This window comes from Streptomyces sp. WAC07094 (assembly GCF_036320405.1).
GTDB lineage: Bacteria > Actinomycetota > Actinomycetes > Streptomycetales > Streptomycetaceae > Streptomyces > Streptomyces lannensis.
Genome location: NZ_JAVMJZ010000001.1, coordinates 6788677 through 6809346, shown reverse-complemented (window position 1 = coordinate 6809346; position 20670 = coordinate 6788677). Strand labels below are relative to the sequence as shown.

The 20670-nt window shown below is 70.7% G+C and carries 21 protein-coding genes; 5 read left to right on the top strand and 16 right to left on the bottom strand.

What is annotated here, in order from left to right; translation table 11 throughout:
* Positions 1 to 344: 344 nt before the first annotated feature.
* The 6 genes from cbiE to RCR19_RS30210 all read right to left on the bottom strand — a co-directional run bounded on the left by cbiE (position 345) and on the right by RCR19_RS30210 (position 6218).
* On the bottom strand, positions 345 to 1556 hold the full coding sequence (cbiE, locus tag RCR19_RS30235; RefSeq protein WP_331268003.1) for a precorrin-6y C5,15-methyltransferase (decarboxylating) subunit CbiE: 1212 nt from the start codon (positions 1554 to 1556) through the stop codon (positions 345 to 347).
* Positions 1557 to 1684: 128 nt separating this feature from the next.
* Positions 1685 to 2323, bottom strand: a complete 639-nt coding sequence (locus tag RCR19_RS30230) for a GNAT family N-acetyltransferase (protein WP_059125602.1) — start codon at positions 2321 to 2323, stop codon at positions 1685 to 1687.
* Between the two features lie 154 nt (positions 2324 to 2477).
* A complete protein-coding gene (locus tag RCR19_RS30225; RefSeq protein ID WP_331268002.1) occupies positions 2478 to 3311 on the bottom strand; it encodes a MetQ/NlpA family ABC transporter substrate-binding protein in 834 nt (277 codons plus the stop codon).
* A gap of 64 nt (positions 3312 to 3375) precedes the next feature.
* Positions 3376 to 4125 carry a methionine ABC transporter permease gene (locus RCR19_RS30220; protein WP_331268001.1) on the bottom strand — a complete coding sequence of 250 codons (750 nt, stop codon included), beginning with the start codon at positions 4123 to 4125 and terminating at the stop codon, positions 3376 to 3378.
* Positions 4122 to 5165 (bottom strand): ATP-binding cassette domain-containing protein, encoded by a 1044-nt coding sequence (locus tag RCR19_RS30215; protein ID WP_331268000.1) that lies wholly within the window; start codon positions 5163 to 5165, stop codon positions 4122 to 4124. The genes RCR19_RS30220 and RCR19_RS30215 overlap by 4 nt, the downstream gene beginning before the upstream one ends.
* A 402-nt stretch (positions 5166 to 5567) precedes the next feature.
* The gene (locus RCR19_RS30210) at positions 5568 to 6218 is read right to left on the bottom strand and encodes an HAD-IA family hydrolase (RefSeq protein WP_331267999.1); all 651 of its coding nucleotides are present in this window, start codon (positions 6216 to 6218) and stop codon (positions 5568 to 5570) included.
* Positions 6219 to 6288: 70 nt separating this feature from the next.
* On the opposite strand from RCR19_RS30210, the gene RCR19_RS30205 reads away from it, so the two are divergent.
* Entirely contained in the window at positions 6289 to 6648 is a 360-nt protein-coding gene (locus RCR19_RS30205; RefSeq protein ID WP_331267998.1) for a hypothetical protein, read from the top strand.
* A gap of 1 nt (position 6649) precedes the next feature.
* Entirely contained in the window at positions 6650 to 7090 is a 441-nt protein-coding gene (locus RCR19_RS30200) for a hypothetical protein (RefSeq protein WP_220294765.1), read from the top strand.
* Between the two features lie 103 nt (positions 7091 to 7193).
* Here RCR19_RS30200 and RCR19_RS30195 read toward each other — a convergent pair whose 3' ends face one another.
* The 3 genes from RCR19_RS30195 to RCR19_RS30185 form a co-directional block, all read right to left on the bottom strand.
* Positions 7194 to 7697 (bottom strand): GNAT family N-acetyltransferase, encoded by a 504-nt coding sequence (locus RCR19_RS30195; RefSeq protein ID WP_331267997.1) that lies wholly within the window; start codon positions 7695 to 7697, stop codon positions 7194 to 7196.
* A gap of 45 nt (positions 7698 to 7742) precedes the next feature.
* The gene (locus RCR19_RS30190; protein ID WP_331267996.1) at positions 7743 to 8249 is read right to left on the bottom strand and encodes a sigma-70 family RNA polymerase sigma factor; all 507 of its coding nucleotides are present in this window, start codon (positions 8247 to 8249) and stop codon (positions 7743 to 7745) included.
* A gap of 99 nt (positions 8250 to 8348) precedes the next feature.
* Complete coding sequence (locus RCR19_RS30185; protein WP_331267995.1) at positions 8349 to 9509, bottom strand: glycerophosphodiester phosphodiesterase; 1161 nt, start codon at positions 9507 to 9509, stop codon at positions 8349 to 8351.
* Between the two features lie 324 nt (positions 9510 to 9833).
* Here RCR19_RS30185 and RCR19_RS30180 point away from each other — a divergent pair, with 324 nt between their 5' ends.
* Complete coding sequence (locus RCR19_RS30180; protein WP_331267994.1) at positions 9834 to 10523, top strand: lysophospholipid acyltransferase family protein; 690 nt, start codon at positions 9834 to 9836, stop codon at positions 10521 to 10523.
* 84 nt (positions 10524 to 10607) lie between these two features.
* Here RCR19_RS30180 and RCR19_RS30175 read toward each other — a convergent pair whose 3' ends face one another.
* The 5 genes from RCR19_RS30175 to RCR19_RS30155 form a co-directional block, all read right to left on the bottom strand.
* Entirely contained in the window at positions 10608 to 12173 is a 1566-nt protein-coding gene (locus tag RCR19_RS30175) for an MFS transporter (protein WP_331267993.1), read from the bottom strand.
* On the bottom strand, positions 12170 to 12721 hold the full coding sequence (locus RCR19_RS30170; protein WP_220294759.1) for a TetR/AcrR family transcriptional regulator: 552 nt from the start codon (positions 12719 to 12721) through the stop codon (positions 12170 to 12172). Before RCR19_RS30170 ends, RCR19_RS30175 begins: the two co-directional genes overlap by 4 nt.
* Before the next feature lie 80 nt (positions 12722 to 12801).
* Positions 12802 to 13773 (bottom strand): aldo/keto reductase, encoded by a 972-nt coding sequence (locus tag RCR19_RS30165; RefSeq protein WP_331267992.1) that lies wholly within the window; start codon positions 13771 to 13773, stop codon positions 12802 to 12804.
* Between the two features lie 74 nt (positions 13774 to 13847).
* Positions 13848 to 15281: an argininosuccinate lyase gene (gene argH, locus RCR19_RS30160; RefSeq protein ID WP_331267991.1), complete on the bottom strand. Its 1434-nt coding sequence runs from the start codon at positions 15279 to 15281 to the stop codon at positions 13848 to 13850.
* Positions 15282 to 15396: 115 nt separating this feature from the next.
* Entirely contained in the window at positions 15397 to 16599 is a 1203-nt protein-coding gene (locus tag RCR19_RS30155) for an argininosuccinate synthase (RefSeq protein ID WP_331267990.1), read from the bottom strand.
* Positions 16600 to 16978: 379 nt separating this feature from the next.
* Here RCR19_RS30155 and RCR19_RS30150 point away from each other — a divergent pair, with 379 nt between their 5' ends.
* Positions 16979 to 17566, top strand: a complete 588-nt coding sequence (locus RCR19_RS30150) for a pyridoxamine 5'-phosphate oxidase family protein (RefSeq protein WP_331267989.1) — start codon at positions 16979 to 16981, stop codon at positions 17564 to 17566.
* 3 nt (positions 17567 to 17569) lie between these two features.
* Positions 17570 to 18271 (top strand): L,D-transpeptidase family protein, encoded by a 702-nt coding sequence (locus RCR19_RS30145; protein ID WP_331267988.1) that lies wholly within the window; start codon positions 17570 to 17572, stop codon positions 18269 to 18271.
* On the opposite strand, the gene RCR19_RS30140 is transcribed toward RCR19_RS30145, so the two are convergent.
* Both RCR19_RS30140 and RCR19_RS30135 read right to left on the bottom strand, forming a co-directional pair.
* Positions 18268 to 19749: a HAMP domain-containing sensor histidine kinase gene (locus tag RCR19_RS30140; RefSeq protein ID WP_331267987.1), complete on the bottom strand. Its 1482-nt coding sequence runs from the start codon at positions 19747 to 19749 to the stop codon at positions 18268 to 18270. The two genes, RCR19_RS30145 and RCR19_RS30140, sit on opposite strands and share 4 nt — an antisense overlap.
* Positions 19746 to 20486, bottom strand: coding sequence for a response regulator transcription factor (locus RCR19_RS30135; RefSeq protein WP_331267986.1), 741 nt, complete (start codon positions 20484 to 20486; stop codon positions 19746 to 19748). Before RCR19_RS30135 ends, RCR19_RS30140 begins: the two co-directional genes overlap by 4 nt.
* Positions 20487 to 20670 lie beyond the last annotated feature (184 nt).

Sequence of the window (20670 nt, the reverse complement as noted above, 5' to 3'; positions counted from 1 at the left end):
CGTATCCCTCGCCCATCGGTTTAGTGCTCCTACGACCAGCTCGCCCGGAAGGACTCGCCGACCGCCCGCAATGAAGAACGAGCGTCCGCGCCCAGCGGCACGAACGACCCGCCAACAATGACGACAAAGCCATTGAACGGCATTCTTCCGGTCACCCGTCCGTCGCGTCAGCCTGATCCACGACGGCCCGCTGTGGACTGCGCCACGTTGCGCGCCCTCCGGTACCGCCGTACCACACATGCCCCAAAAGGGATGCGCTTTCCGGACATTGGCTGACGATGTCCCGGATCACCCAAGTGCGGTACAACGATCGGCCAGCCTACCGCGCCGGTAGGACAACAGGATCACGGGGCGCGTTCGGGCAATCGCCCGCTGAGCAGGAACGCGACGCTCCGTTCCTTCTCCGTCCAGGCCCGCGTGTCGAGTTCGACGGCCTGCAGCAGGGCGCACTCGACCTCGTAGCCGTGCTCCGACAGGTCCCTGCCGATCAGCTCGGCCTCGTCGCGGGTGGCGGCGTGCGCGACGATGCACTGCGGGCGGCGGTCCGCCACGGCCGAGACCACCGGGGCTCCCCCGCCGCCGACGCGTACGACGTCCGGTTCGGGCAGGTTCTCCAGGATGTGCGGGGCCGTGCCCTGGACGACCTGGAGCTGCACCCCGAAGGTGCGCGCGGCGGCGGTCGTGCGGGCGCAGGCGTCCGGGTCGAGTTCGACGGCGATGACGGCGGCCCCGCAGCGGGCGGCCTCCACGGCGAACGCCCCGCTGCCGCTGCCGATGTCCCACACCAGGTCACCCACCCGCGGGCCCAGCCGGGCCAGTTGGGCGGCACGCAGCAGATCCGTTTCGCCTTCGCCGAGCACTCCGCCGTACGCCTCGGCGGGCAGCGCCCAGCCGCGCGGCTCGGCGCCCGGGTCACGGCCGGCGATCCAGCCGCCCCCTTCGACCGCGGTCACGGGTCCGCCGATGACGATGACGACATTGGGGTCGCGCCAGGTGTGGTCGGCCGCCTTGTCCGAGGTCACGACCGTGACCTGCTCGCGGTGGGTGCCGAGCTCCTCGCAGATGACAAAGGTGCGGTGGACCCCTTCGAGCAGCAGGCCCAGCTCGGCCGGTCCGGCACCCGGTGAGGTGAGGACCGCGACTTTGGTGTGGGCCCTGCACACGTTCACCGCGCGTCGCAGGGTGCGGGGGTGTGCGACGACCACCTGTGCGTCGTCCCACGGCATACCGGCGCGTGCGAAGGCGGCGGCCACTGCGGAGACGGCCGGCACGACTTCGACCTCGAGGCCGAACTCGGGAGCGCGCAGGGTGCGTACGACGCCGAAGAAGCCGGGGTCACCGTCGGCCAGTACGACGGCGGTGCCTCGGTGGGCTGCGATACGGCGGGCGGCGAGGCCGAGGCTGCCCAGCCGGATGCGTTCGGCCGTCGCAGGCACCTCGGGGAGTGCGAGGTGGTGCGCCGCGCCGGCCACGAGCGTGGCGGCTCCGAGGGCGGAGCGCGCCGCAGCCGTCAGCGGCGAGCCGTCCCAGCCGATCACCGTGACGCGGTCGGCCATCGTCGTCAGTCTCCAGGAGGTTCTACGCGGGTCGTCAGGGACAGCCCGCACGGCGGGCTCCGTGAGACTACCCGGTGCGGCCGGGTGTGCCCGTCACGGGTCCGACCGGTGGGAAAAGTCCCTCGAGGTCAGTTCCAGTCCGAGAACGATGTGAAACCACCCGTGTCGGCCAGTTCCTCGCTGACCCCGTCCAGGTCCTCGGGCAGCAGGCTCCACACGATGAAATCGGTCCGTACGTCCGTCCAGGTGCCGTCCTCGATGCGGACGTGCGCTATGCAGGCGTTGCGCAGGACGCCCTCGCTGATGCAGCCGATCTTCTGGGCGACCTGCTGGGAGGCGGTGTTGTCGGCGGCCGTGCGCAGTTCGATCCGCTCGAATCCCTGGTTCCCGAAGAGCCATTGGGCGGTGGCGAGCGCGGCCTCGGAGGCGTAGCCCTCGCCGCGCGCCCACGGGGCGACGATGTACGACAGCTCGGTGGACCGGATGTGCCAGTTCGTCTTGGTCAGCTGGACGAGGCCGACCAGACGCTGGGTGATGAACTCGGTGACCGCGAAGTCGAGGCCGCGGCCCGCCTCCCGCTGCGCCGGCGCGTACTCGGTGATCCAGGTGCGGGCGCCCTGCTCCGTGAACGGCTGGGGCACGTCGGTCCAGGCGCCGACCAGCTCGTCGTTCATCATCTCGGTCAGCGCCTGGAGGTCGTCCTCGTCGAGAGGGCGCAGTACCAACCGCTCCGTACTGATGGAGACGTTGGGGAAGGTGCTCGTCATTGCGCCGCTCCGTAACCTTCGGAAACCGTCATGGCCTGCTGAGCTGCCCAGCATGCAACATGGAAGCACCGAACCGCACCACGGGGTCCGCTCCGTGCGGAACGGACCCCGTGCGCGGCGCCGCCGTTTCCCGGTGCCGGCCGTGCGGGCCGGATCAGAAGGACGGCACGACCGAGCCCTGGTACTTGTCCTCGATGAACTTCTTCACCTCGGGCGAGGTGAGGAGCTTGGCGAGCTTCTTCACGCGCGGGTCCTTCTCGTTGCCCTTCTTGACCGCGAGGAAGTTGCCGTACGGGTTGTTCTCGGAGGACTCGAGGACGAGAGCGTCCTTCGCGGGCTTGAGACCCGAGGAGATGGCGTAGTTGCCGTTGATCACCGCGGCGTCCACGTCGTCGAGGGAGCGCGGGGTCTGGGCCGCCTCCAGCTCCTTGAACTTCAGGTTCCTCGGGTTCGCGGTGATGTCCCGGGGGGTCGCCTCGCTGCCCACGCCGCTCTTGAGCTTGATCAGTCCGTTGGCGTCGAGCAGCTTGAGCGCCCGCGCCTCGTTGACCGTGTCGTTCGGAACGGCCACGGTCGCACCGCTCTTCAGCTCATCGACCTTGCCGACCTTGTGGGAGTACAGGCCGAGCGGCTCCAGATGGACCGTGACGACCGGCACGATGTGGGTGCCGTTCTTCTTGTTGAAGTCGTCGAGGTACGGCTGGTTCTGGAAGTAGTTGGCACCGACGGAGCCGTCCTCGGTGGCCGTGTTCGGCGTGACGTAGTCCGTGAACTCCTTGACCTCCAGGTCGAGGCCCGCCTTCTTCGCCAGGTTCGTCTTGACGAAGTCGAGGATCTCGGCGTGCGGGGTGGGGCTGGCGGCGACGACCAGCGGACCGCTGTAGTCGGAGGAGGCGGAGGAGCTGTCGCCGGAGCCGCAGGCGGTGAGCCCGAGGCTGAGGGCTCCGGCGGCGAGGACGGCTGTGGTGATCTTGGCGGTGTTACGCACGAAAAGTGCCTTTCCTTATGGGTGGTGCGACCCCGTCGTCGGTGCGAGCGGGGAGATGGGGGGTTCAGGCGGCCCTGTTCACATCGGAGGCGACGGCCTCGGCGGCGGGCGTCCTGTTCTTCAGCAGCCGCAGCCGGGGCGCGACGGACGAGTGGCCGCCACGGCGGTGGAGCGCGCGGGCCGCGTAGTCGCCCGCGAACTGGATGAGCGAGATGACGACGGCGAGGATCGCCACGGTGATCCACATCAGCTGTGTCTCGAAGCGCTGATAGCCGTAACGGATGGCGATGTCGCCGAGACCGCCCGCGCCGACCGTGCCCGCCATCGCCGAATAGCCGATGAGGGCGACGACCGTGGTGGTGGCGGACGAGATCAGCGAGGGCAGGGCCTCGGGCACGAGGACTTTGCGCACCACGGTCCAGGTGTTGCCGCCCATCGCCTGCACGGCTTCGACCAGTCCGCCGTCCACTTCCCGGACGGCCGTCTCGACCAGGCGGGCGAAGAACGGGATGGCGCCGATGGCCAGCGGCACGATGGCGGCCTCGCGGCCGATCGTGGTCCCCGTGATCGTCCGGGTGAAGCTCATCAGCGCGACCATGAGGATGATGAAGGGCATCGACCGGGCGATGTTCACGACCTGCCCGATCACCTTGTTGGCGGCGAGGTTCTGGAGCAGTCCGCCCCGGTCGGTCAGTACGAGCAGGACGCCGAGCGGGAGGCCGCCGACCACCGCGATGACCGTCGACCAGCCGACCATGTACAGGGTGTCGCCGGAGGCCTCGGAGAGCAACGGCTGCATCTCGGACCAGGTCACTCGGCACCGTCCTTCACCAGCGCGGCCTGCGGTTCCGGACGGTCGAGGACGTCGATCTGCAGGCCCTGTTCGCGCAGGAAGCCGATGGGCACCACGTTCTCCTCGTAGCGGCCCGGCAGTTCGATGCGCATCCGGCCGACCTGCTTGCCGCCGACGGTGTCCATCGCGGCGCCGAGGATCGATATGTCGATGTTGTAGGTGCGCGCGAGCTGGGAGACGACCGGCTGGGTGGCCGCGTCGCCGTGGAAGGTGACGTCGACGACGGTGCGGTCGTCGCCGGACGCGTCGCCGCCCACCGGGAAGAGCGCGGCGGCCAGTTCGGAGCCGGGGGTGGCGAGCAGTTCGCTGACCGTCCCGGACTCGACGATGCGGCCCCTGTCCATGAGGGCGGCCGAGTCGCAGATGGTCTTGACGACGTCCATCTCATGGGTGATGAGCAGAACGGTCAGGCCGAGCTGCCGGTTGAGGTCGCGGAGCAACTGGAGGATGGACCGCGTGGTCTCCGGGTCGAGGGCACTGGTCGCCTCGTCGGAGAGCAGGACCTTGGGGTCGCCCGCGAGTGCGCGGGCGATCCCCACACGCTGCTTCTGACCCCCGGAGAGCTGGGCCGGGTAGACGCCCGCCTTGTCGGCGAGACCGACGAGGTCCAGGAGTTCCAGGGCCTTGCGGGAACGTTCCTTCCCGGACTTGCCGAGGATTTCGAGCGGCAGCTCGACGTTGTCCTGGACGGTGCGCGAGGACAGCAGGTTGAAGTGCTGGAAGACCATGCCGATTCGGCTGCGTGCCTGCCGCAGTTCCCTGCCGGCGCGCGGTCCGCGGCCGGCGAGCGCGGTGAGGTCCTGCCCGGCCACGGTGACCGTGCCGGAGGTGGGGCGTTCCAGGAGGTTGACGCAGCGGATGAGCGAGGACTTCCCGGCGCCGGACTGGCCGATGACGCCGTACACCTCGCCTTCGCGTACGTGCAGGTCGACGCCGTCTAGGGCGGTCACCTCGCGGCCGCGCGAGCGGTAGACCTTGGTCAGGCCCGATGTGGTGATCACTGGGGATTCCGTCACTGTCGAGTGCAGGGCGTGGATGTGCGCCGGCACGGGTGCATGCGTGGGAACGCGGCACGGTTCTCGCCAAGGCGATGGAAACCGGGGAGGGGAGAACGTGTGCGCGGGGTGTGGTCCCCCAGGCCCGTCAGGCGGTGGGGGCGGCCGGGTCACGTACGACACGGGCGTACGGACATGCCACGGGGGGCTCGCTTCGGGGCGCGAGACTCTGGGTCGTGCAGGGGCCCTCTAGCAGGCGCACATTCGACACATACAACGAGCACCGGGCGTCATGGTCGCCTCGGTCGCAAGGGTGCGGCAGCTCGTCGTGGTCATGGGCCCAAGTAAATCAGACGGGCGGCGGGGAGATGCCACGGCTGTCCGGATGACGGACAGCCGTGGACGGCGTCAGCCGCGTACGGAGATCTCCACCGCGTGGTCGGTGACCAGTGCGGACAAGGCCGAGAGGTCCTTCACCACCAGATCGGCGTCCAGTTCGTGGGAGCGGTGCGTTGTGGCCAACGCCACGGTGGTCATCCCGGCGGCGCGACCCGCCGCCAGTCCCGCCGGGGCGTCCTCGAAGACCACGCAGCGGGACGGTTCGACGCCCAGCTCACGGGCGGCGAGGAGATAGGGCTCGGGATCCGGCTTGCCGCGGGTGACGTCCTCCGCGGTGACCAGGGTCTTCGGCCGGATGCCGACGGCTTCGAGCCGGGCTTCGGCGAGGCGGCGCGTGGCGGAGGTGACCACGGCCCAGCGGTCGGCCGGCAGCACGTCCAGGAACTCCCGGGTGCCCGGCAGCAGCTGCACTCCCCCGTTCGGCACGTCCTCGACCTCCAGCAGCTCGATGCGTGCGACGGCCTCGGGGACGACGTCGGCGGGCAGCAGGTCGGCGGCTATCTCCACGGCCGTACGGCCATGGAGCGCGATGCTCCCGAAGGCCTCCGCGGTGATCCCGTACTCCTGCACCCATCGCGTCCAGCACCGCGTGACCGACTCGAGGGACGAGACGAGCGTCCCATCGTTGTCGAACAGCAGCGCGTCAGCATGGATCTTCATGCCCTCGACCCTACGCAGGCAGGACGGGGGCGAGCGCATCGGGTCTTTTGGACCGTAATAGGGTCGCGGCATGCTTGATGCCCTGACGCCGGTGACCGGCGTCGCCGCGCTGCTGCTCGCCGCCTGGTGCGGCTGGGCGGCCCACCGCGACCAGCCCACGAAGGACTGGCACTTCATCGGCATGGCCGTGGTGACGCTGCTGGCCTTGATCCAGCTGATCGTCGGCATCGTGCAGTTGGCGCGCGGCGAGAAGCCGGAGCAGGGCACGACGATCTTCGTCGCGTATCTGCTCGGGGCGTTCGCCTGCATCCCCGCGGCGGGGTTCATGTCCCTCACCGAGCGGTCGCGGTGGGGTTCGGTGACGGTGGCGGCCGGCGGTGTGGTCCTCGCCGTGCTCGAGGTGCGGCTCTATGACATCTGGGGAGGCTGAGATGGCGGCCACGCAGGAGAAGCCGGCGAAGACCCGGCTCATCGCGGGACCGGGCATGCTGCTGGTCTGGCTGTACGGCGTGATGGTCGTCGGCGCGGTGTCGCGCTCGGTGGTCCAGATCTCCACGCAGTTCGACGAGGCCCCGCTGGCGTATTCGCTGTCCGCGGTCGCCGGGGTCGTCTACGGCTTCATCACCTACTCGCTGGTCCGCGGTGGTGAGACGGCCCGCAGGGCGGCGTTCGTGTGCTGCGCCGCCGAACTGGTGGGGGTGCTGACGGTCGGCACCTGGACATTGGTGGACCCGTCGGCCTTCCCGGACGCGACCGTGTGGTCGGACTACGGCATGGGGTACATCTTCATCCCCGTGCTGCTGCCGCTCTCGGCGATGTACTGGCTCCGCAAGGCGCGTGCGGAGCAGGCACCGGCGGCCGCGCGCGGCTAGGACCTGTCGTTCGGATCGGGTCGACCGAGAGTGACTGCGGCTTTCGGCCGACCCGACCGGGGTGTGGTGCGTGAAGCTGCAAGGCGGTGGAGGGGACGGGCCTCTAGGCCGTCGTGGCGTACGAGCCCGCCCCCACCTGCTTCTCCAGGACGATCATCGGAACGCCGTCGTCGCCCTGGGAGGTGCCGACCCGCTCGTAGCCGACGCGGCGGTACAGACGGAGGCTGACCTCGCTGCGGTGGCCGGTGCTGAGGCGGAACTTCTTCGCGCCCCGCTCCTCCGCCAGCGCCTCCTCCGCGACGCGCAGCAGCCGGGCGCCGATGCCGTGGCCCTGGAGCCGGGGGTGCACACAGAGCTTGCCGATGGAGGCCGCGCCGTCCTCCGTCACGCTGCCCCGGACCGAGCCGACCACCTCGTCGCCCAGCCGCGCCACGAAGACGCAGTCCGAGACGACCTCCTCACGGACCGAGTCGAGGCTCTGGACGAGCGGGTCGATGCGGTAGTTGCCGTAGAGCGCGGCCTCGCTCTGGAAGCACAGGTACTGCAACCTGAAGATCTGCTCGGCATCCCGCTCGGTCGCCACAGAGATGGTCACGCTCATGCCCATGTGCGCACGCCTCCCGCTCACCTGATCGCCGTATGTTCCTCACTCCTATCCCCGCCGTTCGCCGGCCGCAACCTCCGCCGCAAGCAATCGCCTTAGACATCCCAGGCATTTGGAGCGTTCCGGGCCGAGACTGCCCTGTGAGATACCCAACTCCCCCGCGATTTCCCGATAGGTCGGGTCCTGCGAGGACAGCAGCGCCGCCACGAGCCGGGGGCACCGGCCGGGAAGCCGGCCCACCGCCGCGTGCAGCGCCCGTCGGCCCGCCTCCATGAGCGCCTGTTGCTCCGGACCGGGGTGGCGGTCGTCGGCGGGCTCGGCGCGGTACGGCAGTTCGAGACGGGCCGTTCGGCGCCCGCGGCGTGCCTCGGACCGAACGGCCCGGCGCAGCCAGCCCGTTGGGTCCGCGGGCGGGCCGTCCGCCGCCAGCCGCTCCAGAAGCCGAAGCCACACCGCCTGTTCCAGGTCGCCGGGCTCCATCCCGCACGCGTGGGCCTCGGCAACGGCCTCGGCGGCGAGCAGGGGCCGCAGGGCCGTGAGCATCTCGGGGGTCATGTGCGGCGTGACGCGGCCGCCCCGGCAACGGGTTGCCGGGGCGGCCGAGAGTCACCCCAACCGGGGTGCGCTGATCATGTGTTGACGTTTCGGCGCCGCTCAGCGGCGCAGGAAGTCCTCGCGAGCGAGCAGTCCGGTGTCGGCGTTGTCGGTGAAGACGCCGTCGATGCCGGTCGCGAAGTACGCCTTGAAGGCCCCGAAGGCGTCACCGTAGGCCGTCGGGTCCGTGCCCCGGGCGAAGTTCGCCGGCAGGAAGGTGTTCTCGTTGCGCATGGTGTACGGGTGCAGGATCACGCCCGCGGCGTGCGCGTCGGCGACGAGCGTGGACGGCTTGGTGAGGTTGCCGCTCGCGTCCTTCGGGATGACCAGGTCGAGCGTCGGGCCGATGCCCTGCGCGTACGACGCGATCTCCTTGAGGCCCTTGGGCGTGACGAGGTCGGCGACGGTGCGCGGGTCGCCCGCGTCGACGAAGTCCCAGGGACGGGTGTTCGCGGCCGACAGCAGCACGACGAGCGGGTTGTCGACGAGCTTGTTCAGTCGCTGGATGCTGGTCGGCTCGAACGACTGGACGATGACCGGTGCGTTCCTGCCGTCCTTGCGGTGCCGGCGCAGGATCGTCGCGAGCCGCTCCTCGAGACCGAGGCCCAGCTTGCGGAAGTAGGTGGGGTGCTTGGTCTCGGGGTAGATCCACACCTGCTTGCCGCGCTTGCGGGTCTGCTCGTCCTGCCAGCGGAGCACCTCCTCGAAGGTGGGGATCTCCCAGCGGCCGTTGTAGAGCGTGTTGCGCTGGCGGGTGGCGGGGATGCGCTCGATCGCGCGCAGGGTCTTCAGCTCCGCGAGCGTGAAGTCCTCGGTGAACCAGCCGGTGGTGGGGACGCCGTCCAGCACCTTGGTGGTCTTGCGGCCGGCGAACTCCGGGTGGTCGGCGACGTCGGTGGTTCCGCCGATCTCCGGCTCGTGCCGGCACACTAGGTGCCCGTCCTTGGTCGGCACCAGGTCACCGGCCTCCACGATGTCCGCGCCCATGTCGAGGGCCAGCTGGTAGGAGCCGAAGGTGTGCTCCGGCCGGTAGCCGCTGGCCCCGCGGTGACCGATGATCGTGGGCACGGGCAGACCCTTCAGTCCGCCGCCGTGGCGGCTGTCCGCGCTCGCGGCACCCGGCAGCCCGAGGACCGCCCCGCCCGCCCCGAGCACCGCGGCGCCGAGCAGCGCCCGCCGTCCCGTCCCTCGTCCCTGCTCGTACGACTCCTGCGTCCCCATCAGTACCCTCCCGGCGCATCCGTCGAAGCGGGTAGATCGTAGGTGTGCGGCCGTGACGGCCGGGCGACGTCCGCACAAACGCGCGGCGGACGGGTGCCGTCCTGCCGGATGCATGGGAAACGCCCTGGGGGGGAACCCGACATGACGCCCCGTCATTCGCCGGCGCGAGGTTCGTCACACCCGTACGGCGGATGACGAACGTGCAACACGACGCCACCGCAGGTAAACAGTCGTCGACGACGCGTATCCTCCGCGTGACCCGATGTGCTGCATGGCGGGCATCGCGAGTATCGTCCTCACCTGCACAGACTCCAACCGAATCCCTTGACACCGGAGGGCCCGTTGTCCCGCTTCGCGCTCATCAAGGCAGTGCTCGGACCGATCATGCGCCTGATGTTCCGCCCACAGGTGGAGGGCGCGGAGCGCATCCCGGGTGACGGCCCGGTCATCCTGGCCGGCAACCACGTGACGTTCATCGACTCGATGATCCTTCCGCTGGTCTGCGACCGTCAGGTCTTCTTCATCGGCAAGGACGAGTACGTCACCGGCAAGGGCCTCAAGGGCCGGCTGATGGCCTGGTTCTTCACCGGCGTCGGCATGATCCCGGTCGACCGCGACGGCGGCAAGGGCGGTGTCGCGGCGCTGATGACCGGCCGCCGGATCCTGGAGGAGGGCAGGGTCTTCGGCATCTACCCGGAGGGCACGCGTTCCCCCGACGGCCGCCTGTACCGGGGGCGCACCGGCATCGCCCGGCTGACGCTGATGACGGGCGCGCCCGTGGTCCCCTTCGCCATGATCGGCACCGACAAGATCCAGCCCGGCGGCGCGGGCATGCCCCGGCCCAGCAAGGTGACCGTGCGCTTCGGTGAGCCGCTGGAGTTCTCCCGCTACGAGGGGATGGACCGGGACCGCTATGTGCTGCGGGCCGTGACCGACTCCGTGATGACCGAGGTCATGCGGCTGTCCGGGCAGGAGTACGTCGACATGTACGCCACGAAGGCGAAGGCCGCTTAGCACCGGCCGCCGCCGGGCAGCCGTCCGGCGGCGCAGCCGCACCCCGTGCTCGCACCGCACCCCCGTCGGGGCGCGTGGCCGTGGTCACGAGGAGCCCTCCAGCCGCTGTCCGCGCAGCAGGAACCACGCCGCAACCGCCGTGGCCAGCAGCACCGCGGCACCGACCCCCGTCGCGAGCGCCAGACCGCCCACGAACGCCTCCCGGGCCGAGGCGAGGAGTTCCCGGCCGGTGCCCGACGGCATCCGCGACGCCACTTCGACCGCACCGCCCAGCGACTCGTGCGCCGCCGCCGGAGTGCCCGCGGGCCCGGTGAACCCGCGGTAGACGCCTGTCACGATCGACCCGAGCAGGGCGATGCCCAGGGCGGCGCCGAGCTCGTACGCCGTTTCCGAGACGGCGGAGGCGGCGCCCGCCTGGTCCTTGGGCACGCTGGAGAGGATGACGTCCGCGGTCACGGTGAACGACAGGCCCGCGCCGACCCCCACCACGAGCAGCGCGGCGCCGATGAGCGGATAACCGGTGCTCCGGTCGACCACGGTGAGGGCGGCCAGCGCCAGCCCCACCGCGGCCAGCCCGCCCGCGACGACGGCCCGCACCGAGAAGCGTCTGGCCGCCGTGCCCGCGACCAGGCCCGCCGCGACCGCGCCGACGGCGGCCGGGAGTTCGGCGAGGCCTGCCTCGAACGGGTGCCGGCCCTGCACAAGTTGCAGGAACTGGGACAGGAAGAAGACCAGCCCGGACATCCCGAGGACGGTCAGCAGGTCGGCGAGCACGGCGCCGCTGAACCCGCGGCGGCGGAACAGCCTCATGTCCAGCAGCGGCGCCGGCAGGGTCAGCTGGCGGCGCACGAAGCCGTGCAGTGCGAGTGCACCGAGCGCGCCCGCGGCCGCGCCGGGCCAGGTGAACCCCTCGGCCGCCGCCTCCTTCACGGCGTACACGACGCCGATCATGCCGACGAGCGACATCACGACGCTCGCCAGGTCCCACGGACCGGGGCGCGGATTGCGGGACTCGGGCAGGGTCCTGATGCCGACGAGGACGAGGACCACCATCACGGGCACGTTGATCAGGAAGACGGAGCCCCACCAGAAGTGCTCGAGCAGGAAACCGCCCACGATCGGGCCGATCGCCGTGCCTGCCGAGGCGGTGGCGCCCCAGATGCCGACGGCGAGGCTGCGCTCGCGCGGTTCGTGGAAGATGTTGCGGATCAGGGCGAGCGTGGCCGGCATCAGGGTCGCTCCCGCGACACCCAGCAGCGCACGCGCCAGGATCATCATGCTCGGCGTCGCGGCATAGGCGTTGAGCACGGAGACCAGCCCGAAGGCGATGGCGCCCCCGAGCAGGATCCGCTTGCGTCCGATGCGGTCGCCCAGGCTGCCCATGGAGACGAGCAGACCCGCGATGACGAAGGAGTAGACGTCACCGATCCAGAGGAGCTGGGTGCCGGAGGGCTTCAGATCCTCGCTGATGTAGGGGGTGGCCAGGCCGAGCACGGTCGCGTCGACGGCGACCAGGAGCACGGCGAGGACGAGGACCGCGAGCGCGAGCCACCGGCCCGGACGTCCCTCGGCCGGTGATGCGATCCGTCCCGGGCCGGTGGCCTCTCCCCCGCTGCGGGGGGCACCCTCGTGCCGCAGGGTGCTGGTCATGGTTCCTCTCTCCGTAGTGCGCCGCCGAGCAACAGCTCGACGATCATGTAGGTGAAGTCCTTGGGGGCGAGTCGCCCCTCGGCCACGGCCCAGGCGCCGGAGGCCATCAGCCCGTACAGGGCCTCGGTGAGCCACGCGGGGGTGAGGTCGATGCGGAACTCACCGCTTGTCTGCCCGCGCCGGAACAGTGCGGCGATCCGGGCGTCGATCCGGGACCAGCCCTCGTTCTGCGCCTCGCCCTCGAAGAGCTGGTTCTCGGTGTAGAGGAAGGCGAGGAGCCCCGCGGCGGACTCGATCTCGGTCACGAACCGGCGCAGGGCCTCCCTGGCCGGACCGTCGTCGAGCCGGGCGGCGTCCAGCGCGGCCTCGCACTCCTCGATGCCGAGCGCCTCCAGCGCCCGTACGAGTGCGTCGCGTCCGGCGAAGTGGCGGTGCAGCGTGGCCCGGCTGATCCCGGCAGCCCTGGCGACCTCGTCCATGGTCGCGGTGGACTTGCGGGTGAGCAGGGCGGCCGCACTGCGCAGCACATGGTCTCGGTCGACAGCCATGAGACAACGATAACTCAGATGAGACGCATATGTCTCACGAGAAGCATGTGCGTCTCATCGAGTCCCCGCTCGGGCGGATCTCAGTGCCAGGGCAGCTGCCCGCGCCGCTCCCAATACGCGCCCGGGTCCTCGGCGAGGGTCTCCAGGCGCGCGAGCTGTTCCTCGTCGAGGTCGGGGACGGTGGCGTGCAGGTTGGAGGCGAGCTGATCGACCGTGGCCGCTCCGGAGAGGACCACCCCGGCCCAGGGCCGGCGCAGGATGACGGCCAGGGCGATCGCGTCGCAGCCGAGGGAGGCCTCCGCGGCCACCGCCCTCAGCGCCTGCGGCGCTCGCTCGCCGGCCAGCCGCCCGTTGGCCATGCCCTCCTTGACGAGCACCGTGAGCCCGGCGTCGTGGGCCTCTGCCAGCGCGGGGGCGGCCGAGGTCTCCAGCAGGTTGTACGTGGACTGGACGGTACGGAAGAGGGGTTCGCCGTCGACGGTCACGGCGAGCGCGGCGCGGATCGTGTCGGCCTGCCCCGGGCCGCTGGTGGAGAAGCCGATCGTGACGCCTCCGGCCGCGGCCTCGGCGAGCCTTGCGTGCAGTTCCTTGTCGGTGAGAGCCGGGCTTTCGGGGGTCAGCGAGTGGATCTGGTAGAGATCGAGCCGGTCGCCGAGCAGGGCCGCGGTCTCGGCGTGCTGCCGTTCGAAGGTGGCGACACTGTGGTCCTTCACCTCGTGCTGCGCGGCGTCGGTGCTCCAGTCGGCGGTGTAGGTGTAGCCCCACTTGCTGCCGACGACGATGTCGTCGACGGCGGGCCGGGCGTGCAGCCAGTCGGCGAGGAACTCCTCCGCGCGGCCGTAGGAGCGGGCGGCGTCGAAGTAGCGGACGCCCTGGGCGTAGGCGGCGTCCAGCAGTTCATGGGTGCGCCCGCGCAGCGCCTCGACACTGCGTACGGGCGGCAGGTCCTGATCCCGGCCGAGGTTGATGTAGCCCGGGCGGCCGACGGCGGCCAGGCCGAGGCCGATGTGGCAGGTGGGAGTCGTCGCTGAGGCGAGGCGTGCGAAGGGCATCGCGGGCTCCGTTCGGTCGGCTCCGTGCGGCTCGGACCAACCTAACCCGCGACGCCCTCCGTGCAGGCGACCGGTTACTTCCCGCGCTTCGCGGCGGCCCACGCGTGCTGGGCCGCCAGGTCCGCCTTCACCTCGGCCAGCTGGACGGCGACCGCCTCGGGGGCCGTGCCTCCTCGGCCGTTGCGGGAGGCGAGGGCGCCGGGGACGCTGAGGACGCTCCGCACCTCGGGGGTCAGATGCGCGGAGATCTTCGCGAACTGCTCGTCCGTGAGCTCGTCCAGCTCCTTGCCCTCCGCCTCGGCCGCCTTCACGCACTCACCCGCGACCTCGTGTGCGACCCGGAACGGCACACCCTGCTTGACCAGCCACTCGGCGATGTCGGTGGCGAGCGAGAAACCGGCCGGCGCCAGCTCCGCCATCCGCTCACGGTGCACGGTCAGCGTCGCCATCATGCCGGTGAAGGCGGGGAGCAGGACCTCCAGCTGGTCGATGGAGTCGAAGACCGGCTCCTTGTCCTCCTGGAGGTCGCGGTTGTAGGCGAGGGGAAGCCCCTTCAACGTCGCCATGAGACCGGTCAGATTGCCGATGAGGCGGCCGCTCTTGCCGCGCGCCAGCTCCGCGATGTCCGGGTTCTTCTTCTGCGGCATGATCGAGGAGCCGGTGGAGAAGGCGTCGTGCAGGGTGACGAAGGAGAACTCCTTCGTGGTCCAGATGATGACCTCCTCGGCGACGCGGGAGAGGTTCACCCCGATCATCGCGGTGACGAAGGCGAACTCCGCGGCGAAGTCGCGGGAGGCCGTGCCGTCGATGGAGTTGGCCGAGCTGCCGTGCTCGAAGCCAAGGTCCTCGGCGACCGCCTCCGGGTCGAGACCCAGGGAGGATCCCGCGAGCGCGCCCGAGCCGTACGGGGACACGGCCGTGCGCTCGTCCCACTGGCGCAGCCGCTCGGCGTCCCGGGACAGGGCCTGTGCATGCGCGAGGACGTGGTGCGCGAAGAGCACGGGCTGGGCGTGCTGCAGATGCGTACGGCCGGGCATCGCCGCGTCGGGGTGCGCCTCGGCGAGACCGACCAGTGCGTCCTGGAGCTCGGCGATCAGCCCGCCGATGACCCGGGCGTGGTCACGCAGATACATCCGGAAGAGGGTGGCGACCTGGTCGTTGCGGGAGCGGCCCGCGCGGAGCTTGCCGCCGAGATCGGGGCCGAGACGCTCCAGGAGGCCGCGCTCCAGGGCGGTGTGGACGTCCTCGTCGGCTACGGTGCCGGTGAACTCGCCCGAGGCCACGTCGGCCTCGAGCCGGTCGAGTCCGTCGAGCATGCGCGTCAGTTCGTCGTCCGTCAGGAGCCCCGCCTTGCGCAGGACGCGCGCGTGGGCACGGGAACCGGCGATGTCGTACGGCGCGAGGCGCCAGTCGAAGTGGACGGAAGCGGACAGCTTCGCCAGGGCTTCGGCGGGACCGTCGGCGAAACGGCCGCCCCAGAGCCGGACGTCACCGCTGTTGCTGCTCACTGCGTTGCTCCTCGAAGGTGGCGATGTGCGACCGCCTCCCCACTGTCGGCAAGTGAGGAGGCGGCTGTCAGGCTAGTGCGTGCGGGGGTGGCCCGGCGGTCGCGCCGGACCGGCGTCAGGCTCCACCCGCGAGATCACGCCGTGCGGCGATCTTCGACGACAGGCTGTAGATGTCGATGAAGCCCCTGGCGGCGGACTGGTCGAAGGTGTCACCCGTGTCGTACGTCGCGAGGTTGAAGTCGTACAGCGACTCCTGGGAGCGCCGGCCGGTGACCACCGCGCGGCCGCCGTGCAGGGTCAGGCGGACGTCACCCGAGACGTGCTGGTTGGCCTCGTTGATGAAACCGTCGAGGGCGCGCTTGAGCGGGGAGAACCACTGGCCGTCGTAGACCAGTTCGCCCCAGCGCTGCTCGACCTGGCGCTTGTAGCGGGCCAGTTCACGCTCGACGGTGACGTTCTCCAGCTCCTGGTGGGCGGTGATCAACGCGATCGCCCCCGGAGCCTCGTACACCTCACGGGACTTGATGCCGACCAGCCGGTCCTCGACCATGTCGATCCGGCCGACGCCCTGGGCGCCGGCGCGCTCGTTGAGCTGCTGGACGGCCTGCAGGACCGAGACGGGCTTGCCGTCGATGGCGACCGGGACACCCTCCTTGAAGGTGATGATCACCTCGTCGGCCTCGCGGGCCTCGGCCGGGTTGGAGGTGTACTCGTAGATGTCCTCGATGGGGGCGTTCCAGATGTCCTCCAGGAAGCCCGTCTCGACCGCACGCCCGAAGACGTTCTGGTCGATGGAGTACGGGGACTTCTTGGTGGTGGCGATCGGGAGCTGCTTGTCCTCGCAGAAGGCGATCGCCTTGTCCCGGGTCATCGCGTAGTCGCGGACCGGGGCGATGCACTTGAGGTCGGGCGCGAGGGCGACGATGCCCGCCTCGAAGCGGACCTGGTCGTTGCCCTTGCCGGTGCAGCCGTGCGCGACCGTGGTGGCACCGTGCTTCTTGGCCGCGGCGACGAGGTGCTTGACGATCGTCGGCCGGGACAGCGCGGAGACCAGCGGGTAGCGGTCCATGTAGAGGGCGTTGGCCTTGATCGCCGGGAGGCAGTACTCGTCGGCGAACTCGTCCTTGGCGTCGGCGACCTCGGCCTCGACGGCTCCGCACGCGAGCGCGCGCTTGCGGATCACGTCCAGGTCCTCGCCGCCCTGGCCGACGTCGACCGCAACGGCGATGACCTCGGCGCCCGTCTCCTCGGCGATCCAGCCGATGGCGACGGAGGTGTCCAGACCGCCGGAGTAGGCGAGTACGACGCGCTCGGTCACGGGTTTCTCCCTCACAGTGCATTCGCTGGTATGCATGAGTATGCAGGAGGTTGCATGGTTCGTCAATCCTGGAGGTCACCCCGGCGTGGCCGGGCAGAGCACGGCGCCGCGCCCGGAGGAACTCCCCGGTCTCCTGAACGCCCGGAATCGCCTTCTCGTACCCGGGGCCGGACACGGCGCCGGCCCATCGGGCGGTCACTCCCGACCCGCCCGGAACAGCGGCCCTCCGGCGGCCGGCACGCTCATCGCGTGTCGTGACGGGCTCCGTGGCCGCCCCGCGCGCCGGCCGGGGCGGCCACGGACGTGCGGCGGGCGCCGGACACGACCGGACGGCGCAATTCCTTAGACAGTCGAAGGAATTTCCCGCATCATCGAGGCCATGGGAAAGACCTATGAACGCATCGACGGCAGGCTGCGTACGTTCATCGAAGCGCAGCCCCTCTTCTTCACCGCCACCGCCCCGCTGTCGGGGGACGGCACGGTCAATCTCTCCCCCAAGGGCCTCAAGGGTTCGTTCGCCGTCGTCGACGAGCGGACCGTCGCCTATCTGGACTTCGCCGGAAGCAACGCCGAGACCATCGCCCACCTGCGGGAGAACGGCAGGATCACCCTCATGTGGTGCGCCTTCCAGGGACCGCCGAACATCGTGCGGGTGCACGGCAGCGGTGAGCCGGTCTTCCGCGACGACCCCCGTTTCAAGGAACTCCTCACCCACTTCCCCGACATCGACCCGACCCCGCACGGGCTGCGGGCGATCGTCGTCGTGACGGCCAGGCTCATCCGGGACACCTGTGGCTACGCGGTGCCCTTCATGGCGTACGAGGACGACCGCGAACTGCACGGCAGGCGGTTCGCGCGCGAGGACGACACCTCCCTGAACGACTACTTTCGAAGGAAGGAGCACATCGAATCCAGCCTGGACGGCCTGCCGGGCCTGCCGTTGCCGCTGCCGCCGTCTACGTTCTGAACCATGCGCCCCGGTGTCGTCACCCTCGCCTCCACCGCTGTCCTGCTGCTCGCCGCCGCGCCCGGCGCCGCCGAGGAGGTGCCGCTGCCGGAACGGATGGCGGACACGGGCGGCGGCACACAGTTGATCACTGCGGAGGCGCCCACGGCCGACGCGACGTCAGGCACCGTCACCTGGTGGGACCGCCGGGGCGGGCGCTGGAGCAAGGCCGGCTCGGCGACGGCGCGCTTCGGCGCGAACGGGCTCGTCGAAGGCGTCATCCGGAAACAGGGCACGAACACGACGCCGGCGGGTCTGTACGGACTGCCCTACGCGTTCGGCATCAAGGCCGCGCCGGCGGGCACGAGAGCGCTGTACCGCCCGGTCCACCAGGGCTCGTGGTGGTGTCAGGACGACGCGTCCGCCTCCTACAACCGCTGGACGGAGCCCCTCCCGGCCGACTGCCGCGCCTCGGAGTCGGAGCATCTGATCACCTTCGACCCCCAGTACGCCTACGCCTTGGTGATCGGATTCAACTACGACAAGCCGGTGCGCGGACGCGGCGCCGGCATCTTCCTGCACGTCAACGGCAAGGGCGCCACGGCGGGTTGTGTGTCGGTGCCGCTGGACGCGATGCGCCGGATCCTTCAGTGGGCCGATCCGGCACACAGTCCGCACATCGCCATCGGGACCTCCAGCGGAGCGACGGGCATCACACGCTACTAACCGACGGGCAGCCGCACGGTGAACGTCGTCGATCCCGCGCCGCCGGTCAGTTCCACGCTCCCTCCGTGCGCCTGCGTCACCGCCGCCACGATCGACAGGCCGAGGCCCGCGCCACCGCCCAGGTTGTCCGGACGACGGCGGTGGTCGGCCCGCGTGAACCGTTCGAAGACACCCGGCCGGATGGCGTCGGGGACGCCGGGTCCGTCGTCGTGGACCGCGAGGACCGCCGTCGCCGCGTCGGTCCCGAGCGAGACGGTCACCTGAGTGCCCTCGGGCGTGTGCAGACGCGCGTTGGCCAGCAGATTGGCGAGCACCTGATGCAGGCGATGCGCGTCGCCCTGCACGGTCAACGGCTCCTCGGCCAGTTCCAACGTCCAGCGGTGGCCGGGACCGGCCGCGCGTGCGTCGCTCACCGCGTCCAGCACCAGGCGGGTCAGGTCGACCGGACGCCGCTCCAGGGGCCGGCCCGCGTCCAGCCGGGCCAGCAGCAGCAGGTCGTCCACCATCTCGCCCATGCGCGCCGCCTCGGCGGCGATCCGTTCGAGGGCGCGGACCACCTCCGCCGGCACCGGACCCGGGTGCAGCAGTGCCAGCTCCGCATGGCCGCGGACCGAGGCGACCGGTGTGCGCAGTTCGTGGCTGGCGTCGGCGGCGAAGACGCGCAGCCGCTCCTCACTGGCGTGGCGCTTGGTCAGCGCGTCCTCGACATGGCCGAGCATGCGGTTGACGGCGGTGGCGACCCGGCCCACCTCGCCGCGCGGCTCGTTCTCGGGCACCCGCGGCGGCAGCGCGACCTCGCCGCTGGCGAGCGGGAGCTCGCTGACCCGGGTGGCGGTCGCGGCCACCCGGCTCAGCGGCCGCAGCGACCAGCGCACCCAGACGGCTCCCGCGACACCGGTGGCCGCGAGGGCCGCGCCGAAGACCGCGGCGGCGACCGACTCCAGCCGGTGCACCGCGGACTCCACCGGTTCCAGGGGGAGTCCGGTGACGAGGACGTCGCCGTCCATGCCCTTGACCGCCATCAGGCGGTATCCGCCGAGTGACGACAGCCGCACGCTGTGCCCCGTGCCGTCCGCGGGGACCGCCGCGAGGGAGCGCTTGTCCCGGGTGTCCAGCGGGGCGGTCAGACCGGCGGTGTCGCTGCCGGGGCGGACGACCGCCGCGTTGGTGACCGACGCTCCGAGCAGGCGGGCGCCGAAGGTGCCCGCGGACTGCTTGCGGGTGTCCCCGTACTCGTCGCCGTCGTGGTCGGAGGGTCTGCCGGGACCATGCTCCAGACTCGCGGGGAAACGCGGGCCGAGGTCCCGCAGCTGCTGGTCGAGCCGGCCGGTGAGAAATCCGTTGAGCTCGACCACCGCCGCCACCCCGACCGCGGCACAGCTGAGTGCCAGCAGCACGACGAGCCCGGTGGTCAGCCTGGCCCGCAGTGTGCGCGGCCACGGCAGGCACCGCAGCACGGCCCGCAACACGCGGCTCATCGTGCAACCGGCTTGAGCACGTACCCGGCCCCGCGCACCGTATGGATCATGGGGTCACGGCCCGCGTCCACCTTCTTGCGCAGATACGAGATGTACAGCTCCACCACATGGGCCTGGCCTCCGAAGTCGTAGGACCACACCCGGTCGAGGATCTGCGCCTTGCTCAGCACTCGCCGCGGGTTGCGCATCAGGAAACGCAGCAGTTCGAACTCGGTGGGCGACAGTTCGACCAGCTCGCCGGACCGGGTCACCTCACGGGCCTCCTCGTCCATCACGAGGTCGCCGACGCACAGCCGGGGCCCCTCCTCCAGCTGCCGGGCCATACCGGCACGCCGCAGCAGCCCGCGCAGCCGGGCGACGACCTCCTCCAGGCTGAAGGGCTTGGTCACATAGTCGTCGCCGCCCGCCGTGATACCGGCGATACGGTCCTCGACGGCGTCCCGCGCGGTCAGGAAGAGCACGCACACATCGGGTTTCACGGTGTGCAACGAGCGCAGCACACCGAACCCGTCGGTGTCCGGGAGCATCACGTCCAGGACGACCGCGTCGGGCATGAGGTCCCGGGCCTCCGTGACGGCCGTGGCCCCGTCGCCGGCCGTACGCACCTGCCAGCCCTCGTAGCGCAGGGCCCCGGACAGCACCTCGGCGAGGTCCGGATCGTCGTCGACGACGAGGACGCGCAGGGCTGTGCCGTCCGGGCGGGCGAGGGCGGGGCGGCCGGTGCGGGGTGTGGTCATGGCGCCTTCCAGCATCCCTCTTCCGGGGAGCGGCCGGAGGTGCCGAGCCCTCTGAGTTCGCTATGAGTGCCCGGTCACATCCGCCCGGACCTCCCCCGCCGACGTCGTTTCCCAGGTTTTTTCAGGGCGGGCTCAGGGTCCTCAGAGCCGTCTCAGAAGTTCCGCCTGCACAGTTGCGTCCTCG

Coding starts and splice junctions, on each gene's coding strand:
- cbiE (WP_331268003.1), bottom strand. CDS start 1,556: ATGGCCGACCGCGTCACGGTGATCGGCTGGGACGGCTCGCCGCTGACG.
- RCR19_RS30230 (WP_059125602.1), bottom strand. CDS start 2,323: ATGACGAGCACCTTCCCCAACGTCTCCATCAGTACGGAGCGGTTGGTA.
- RCR19_RS30210 (WP_331267999.1), bottom strand. CDS start 6,218: ATGAAGATCCATGCTGACGCGCTGCTGTTCGACAACGATGGGACGCTC.
- RCR19_RS30205 (WP_331267998.1), top strand. CDS start 6,289: ATGCTTGATGCCCTGACGCCGGTGACCGGCGTCGCCGCGCTGCTGCTC.
- RCR19_RS30200 (WP_220294765.1), top strand. CDS start 6,650: ATGGCGGCCACGCAGGAGAAGCCGGCGAAGACCCGGCTCATCGCGGGA.
- RCR19_RS30195 (WP_331267997.1), bottom strand. CDS start 7,697: ATGGGCATGAGCGTGACCATCTCTGTGGCGACCGAGCGGGATGCCGAG.
- RCR19_RS30190 (WP_331267996.1), bottom strand. CDS start 8,249: ATGACCCCCGAGATGCTCACGGCCCTGCGGCCCCTGCTCGCCGCCGAG.
- RCR19_RS30185 (WP_331267995.1), bottom strand. CDS start 9,509: ATGGGGACGCAGGAGTCGTACGAGCAGGGACGAGGGACGGGACGGCGG.
- RCR19_RS30175 (WP_331267993.1), bottom strand. CDS start 12,173: ATGACCAGCACCCTGCGGCACGAGGGTGCCCCCCGCAGCGGGGGAGAG.
- RCR19_RS30170 (WP_220294759.1), bottom strand. CDS start 12,721: ATGGCTGTCGACCGAGACCATGTGCTGCGCAGTGCGGCCGCCCTGCTC.
- RCR19_RS30165 (WP_331267992.1), bottom strand. CDS start 13,773: ATGCCCTTCGCACGCCTCGCCTCAGCGACGACTCCCACCTGCCACATC.
- RCR19_RS30150 (WP_331267989.1), top strand. CDS start 16,979: ATGGGAAAGACCTATGAACGCATCGACGGCAGGCTGCGTACGTTCATC.
- RCR19_RS30145 (WP_331267988.1), top strand. CDS start 17,570: ATGCGCCCCGGTGTCGTCACCCTCGCCTCCACCGCTGTCCTGCTGCTC.
- RCR19_RS30140 (WP_331267987.1), bottom strand. CDS start 19,749: ATGAGCCGCGTGTTGCGGGCCGTGCTGCGGTGCCTGCCGTGGCCGCGC.
- RCR19_RS30135 (WP_331267986.1), bottom strand. CDS start 20,486: ATGACCACACCCCGCACCGGCCGCCCCGCCCTCGCCCGCCCGGACGGC.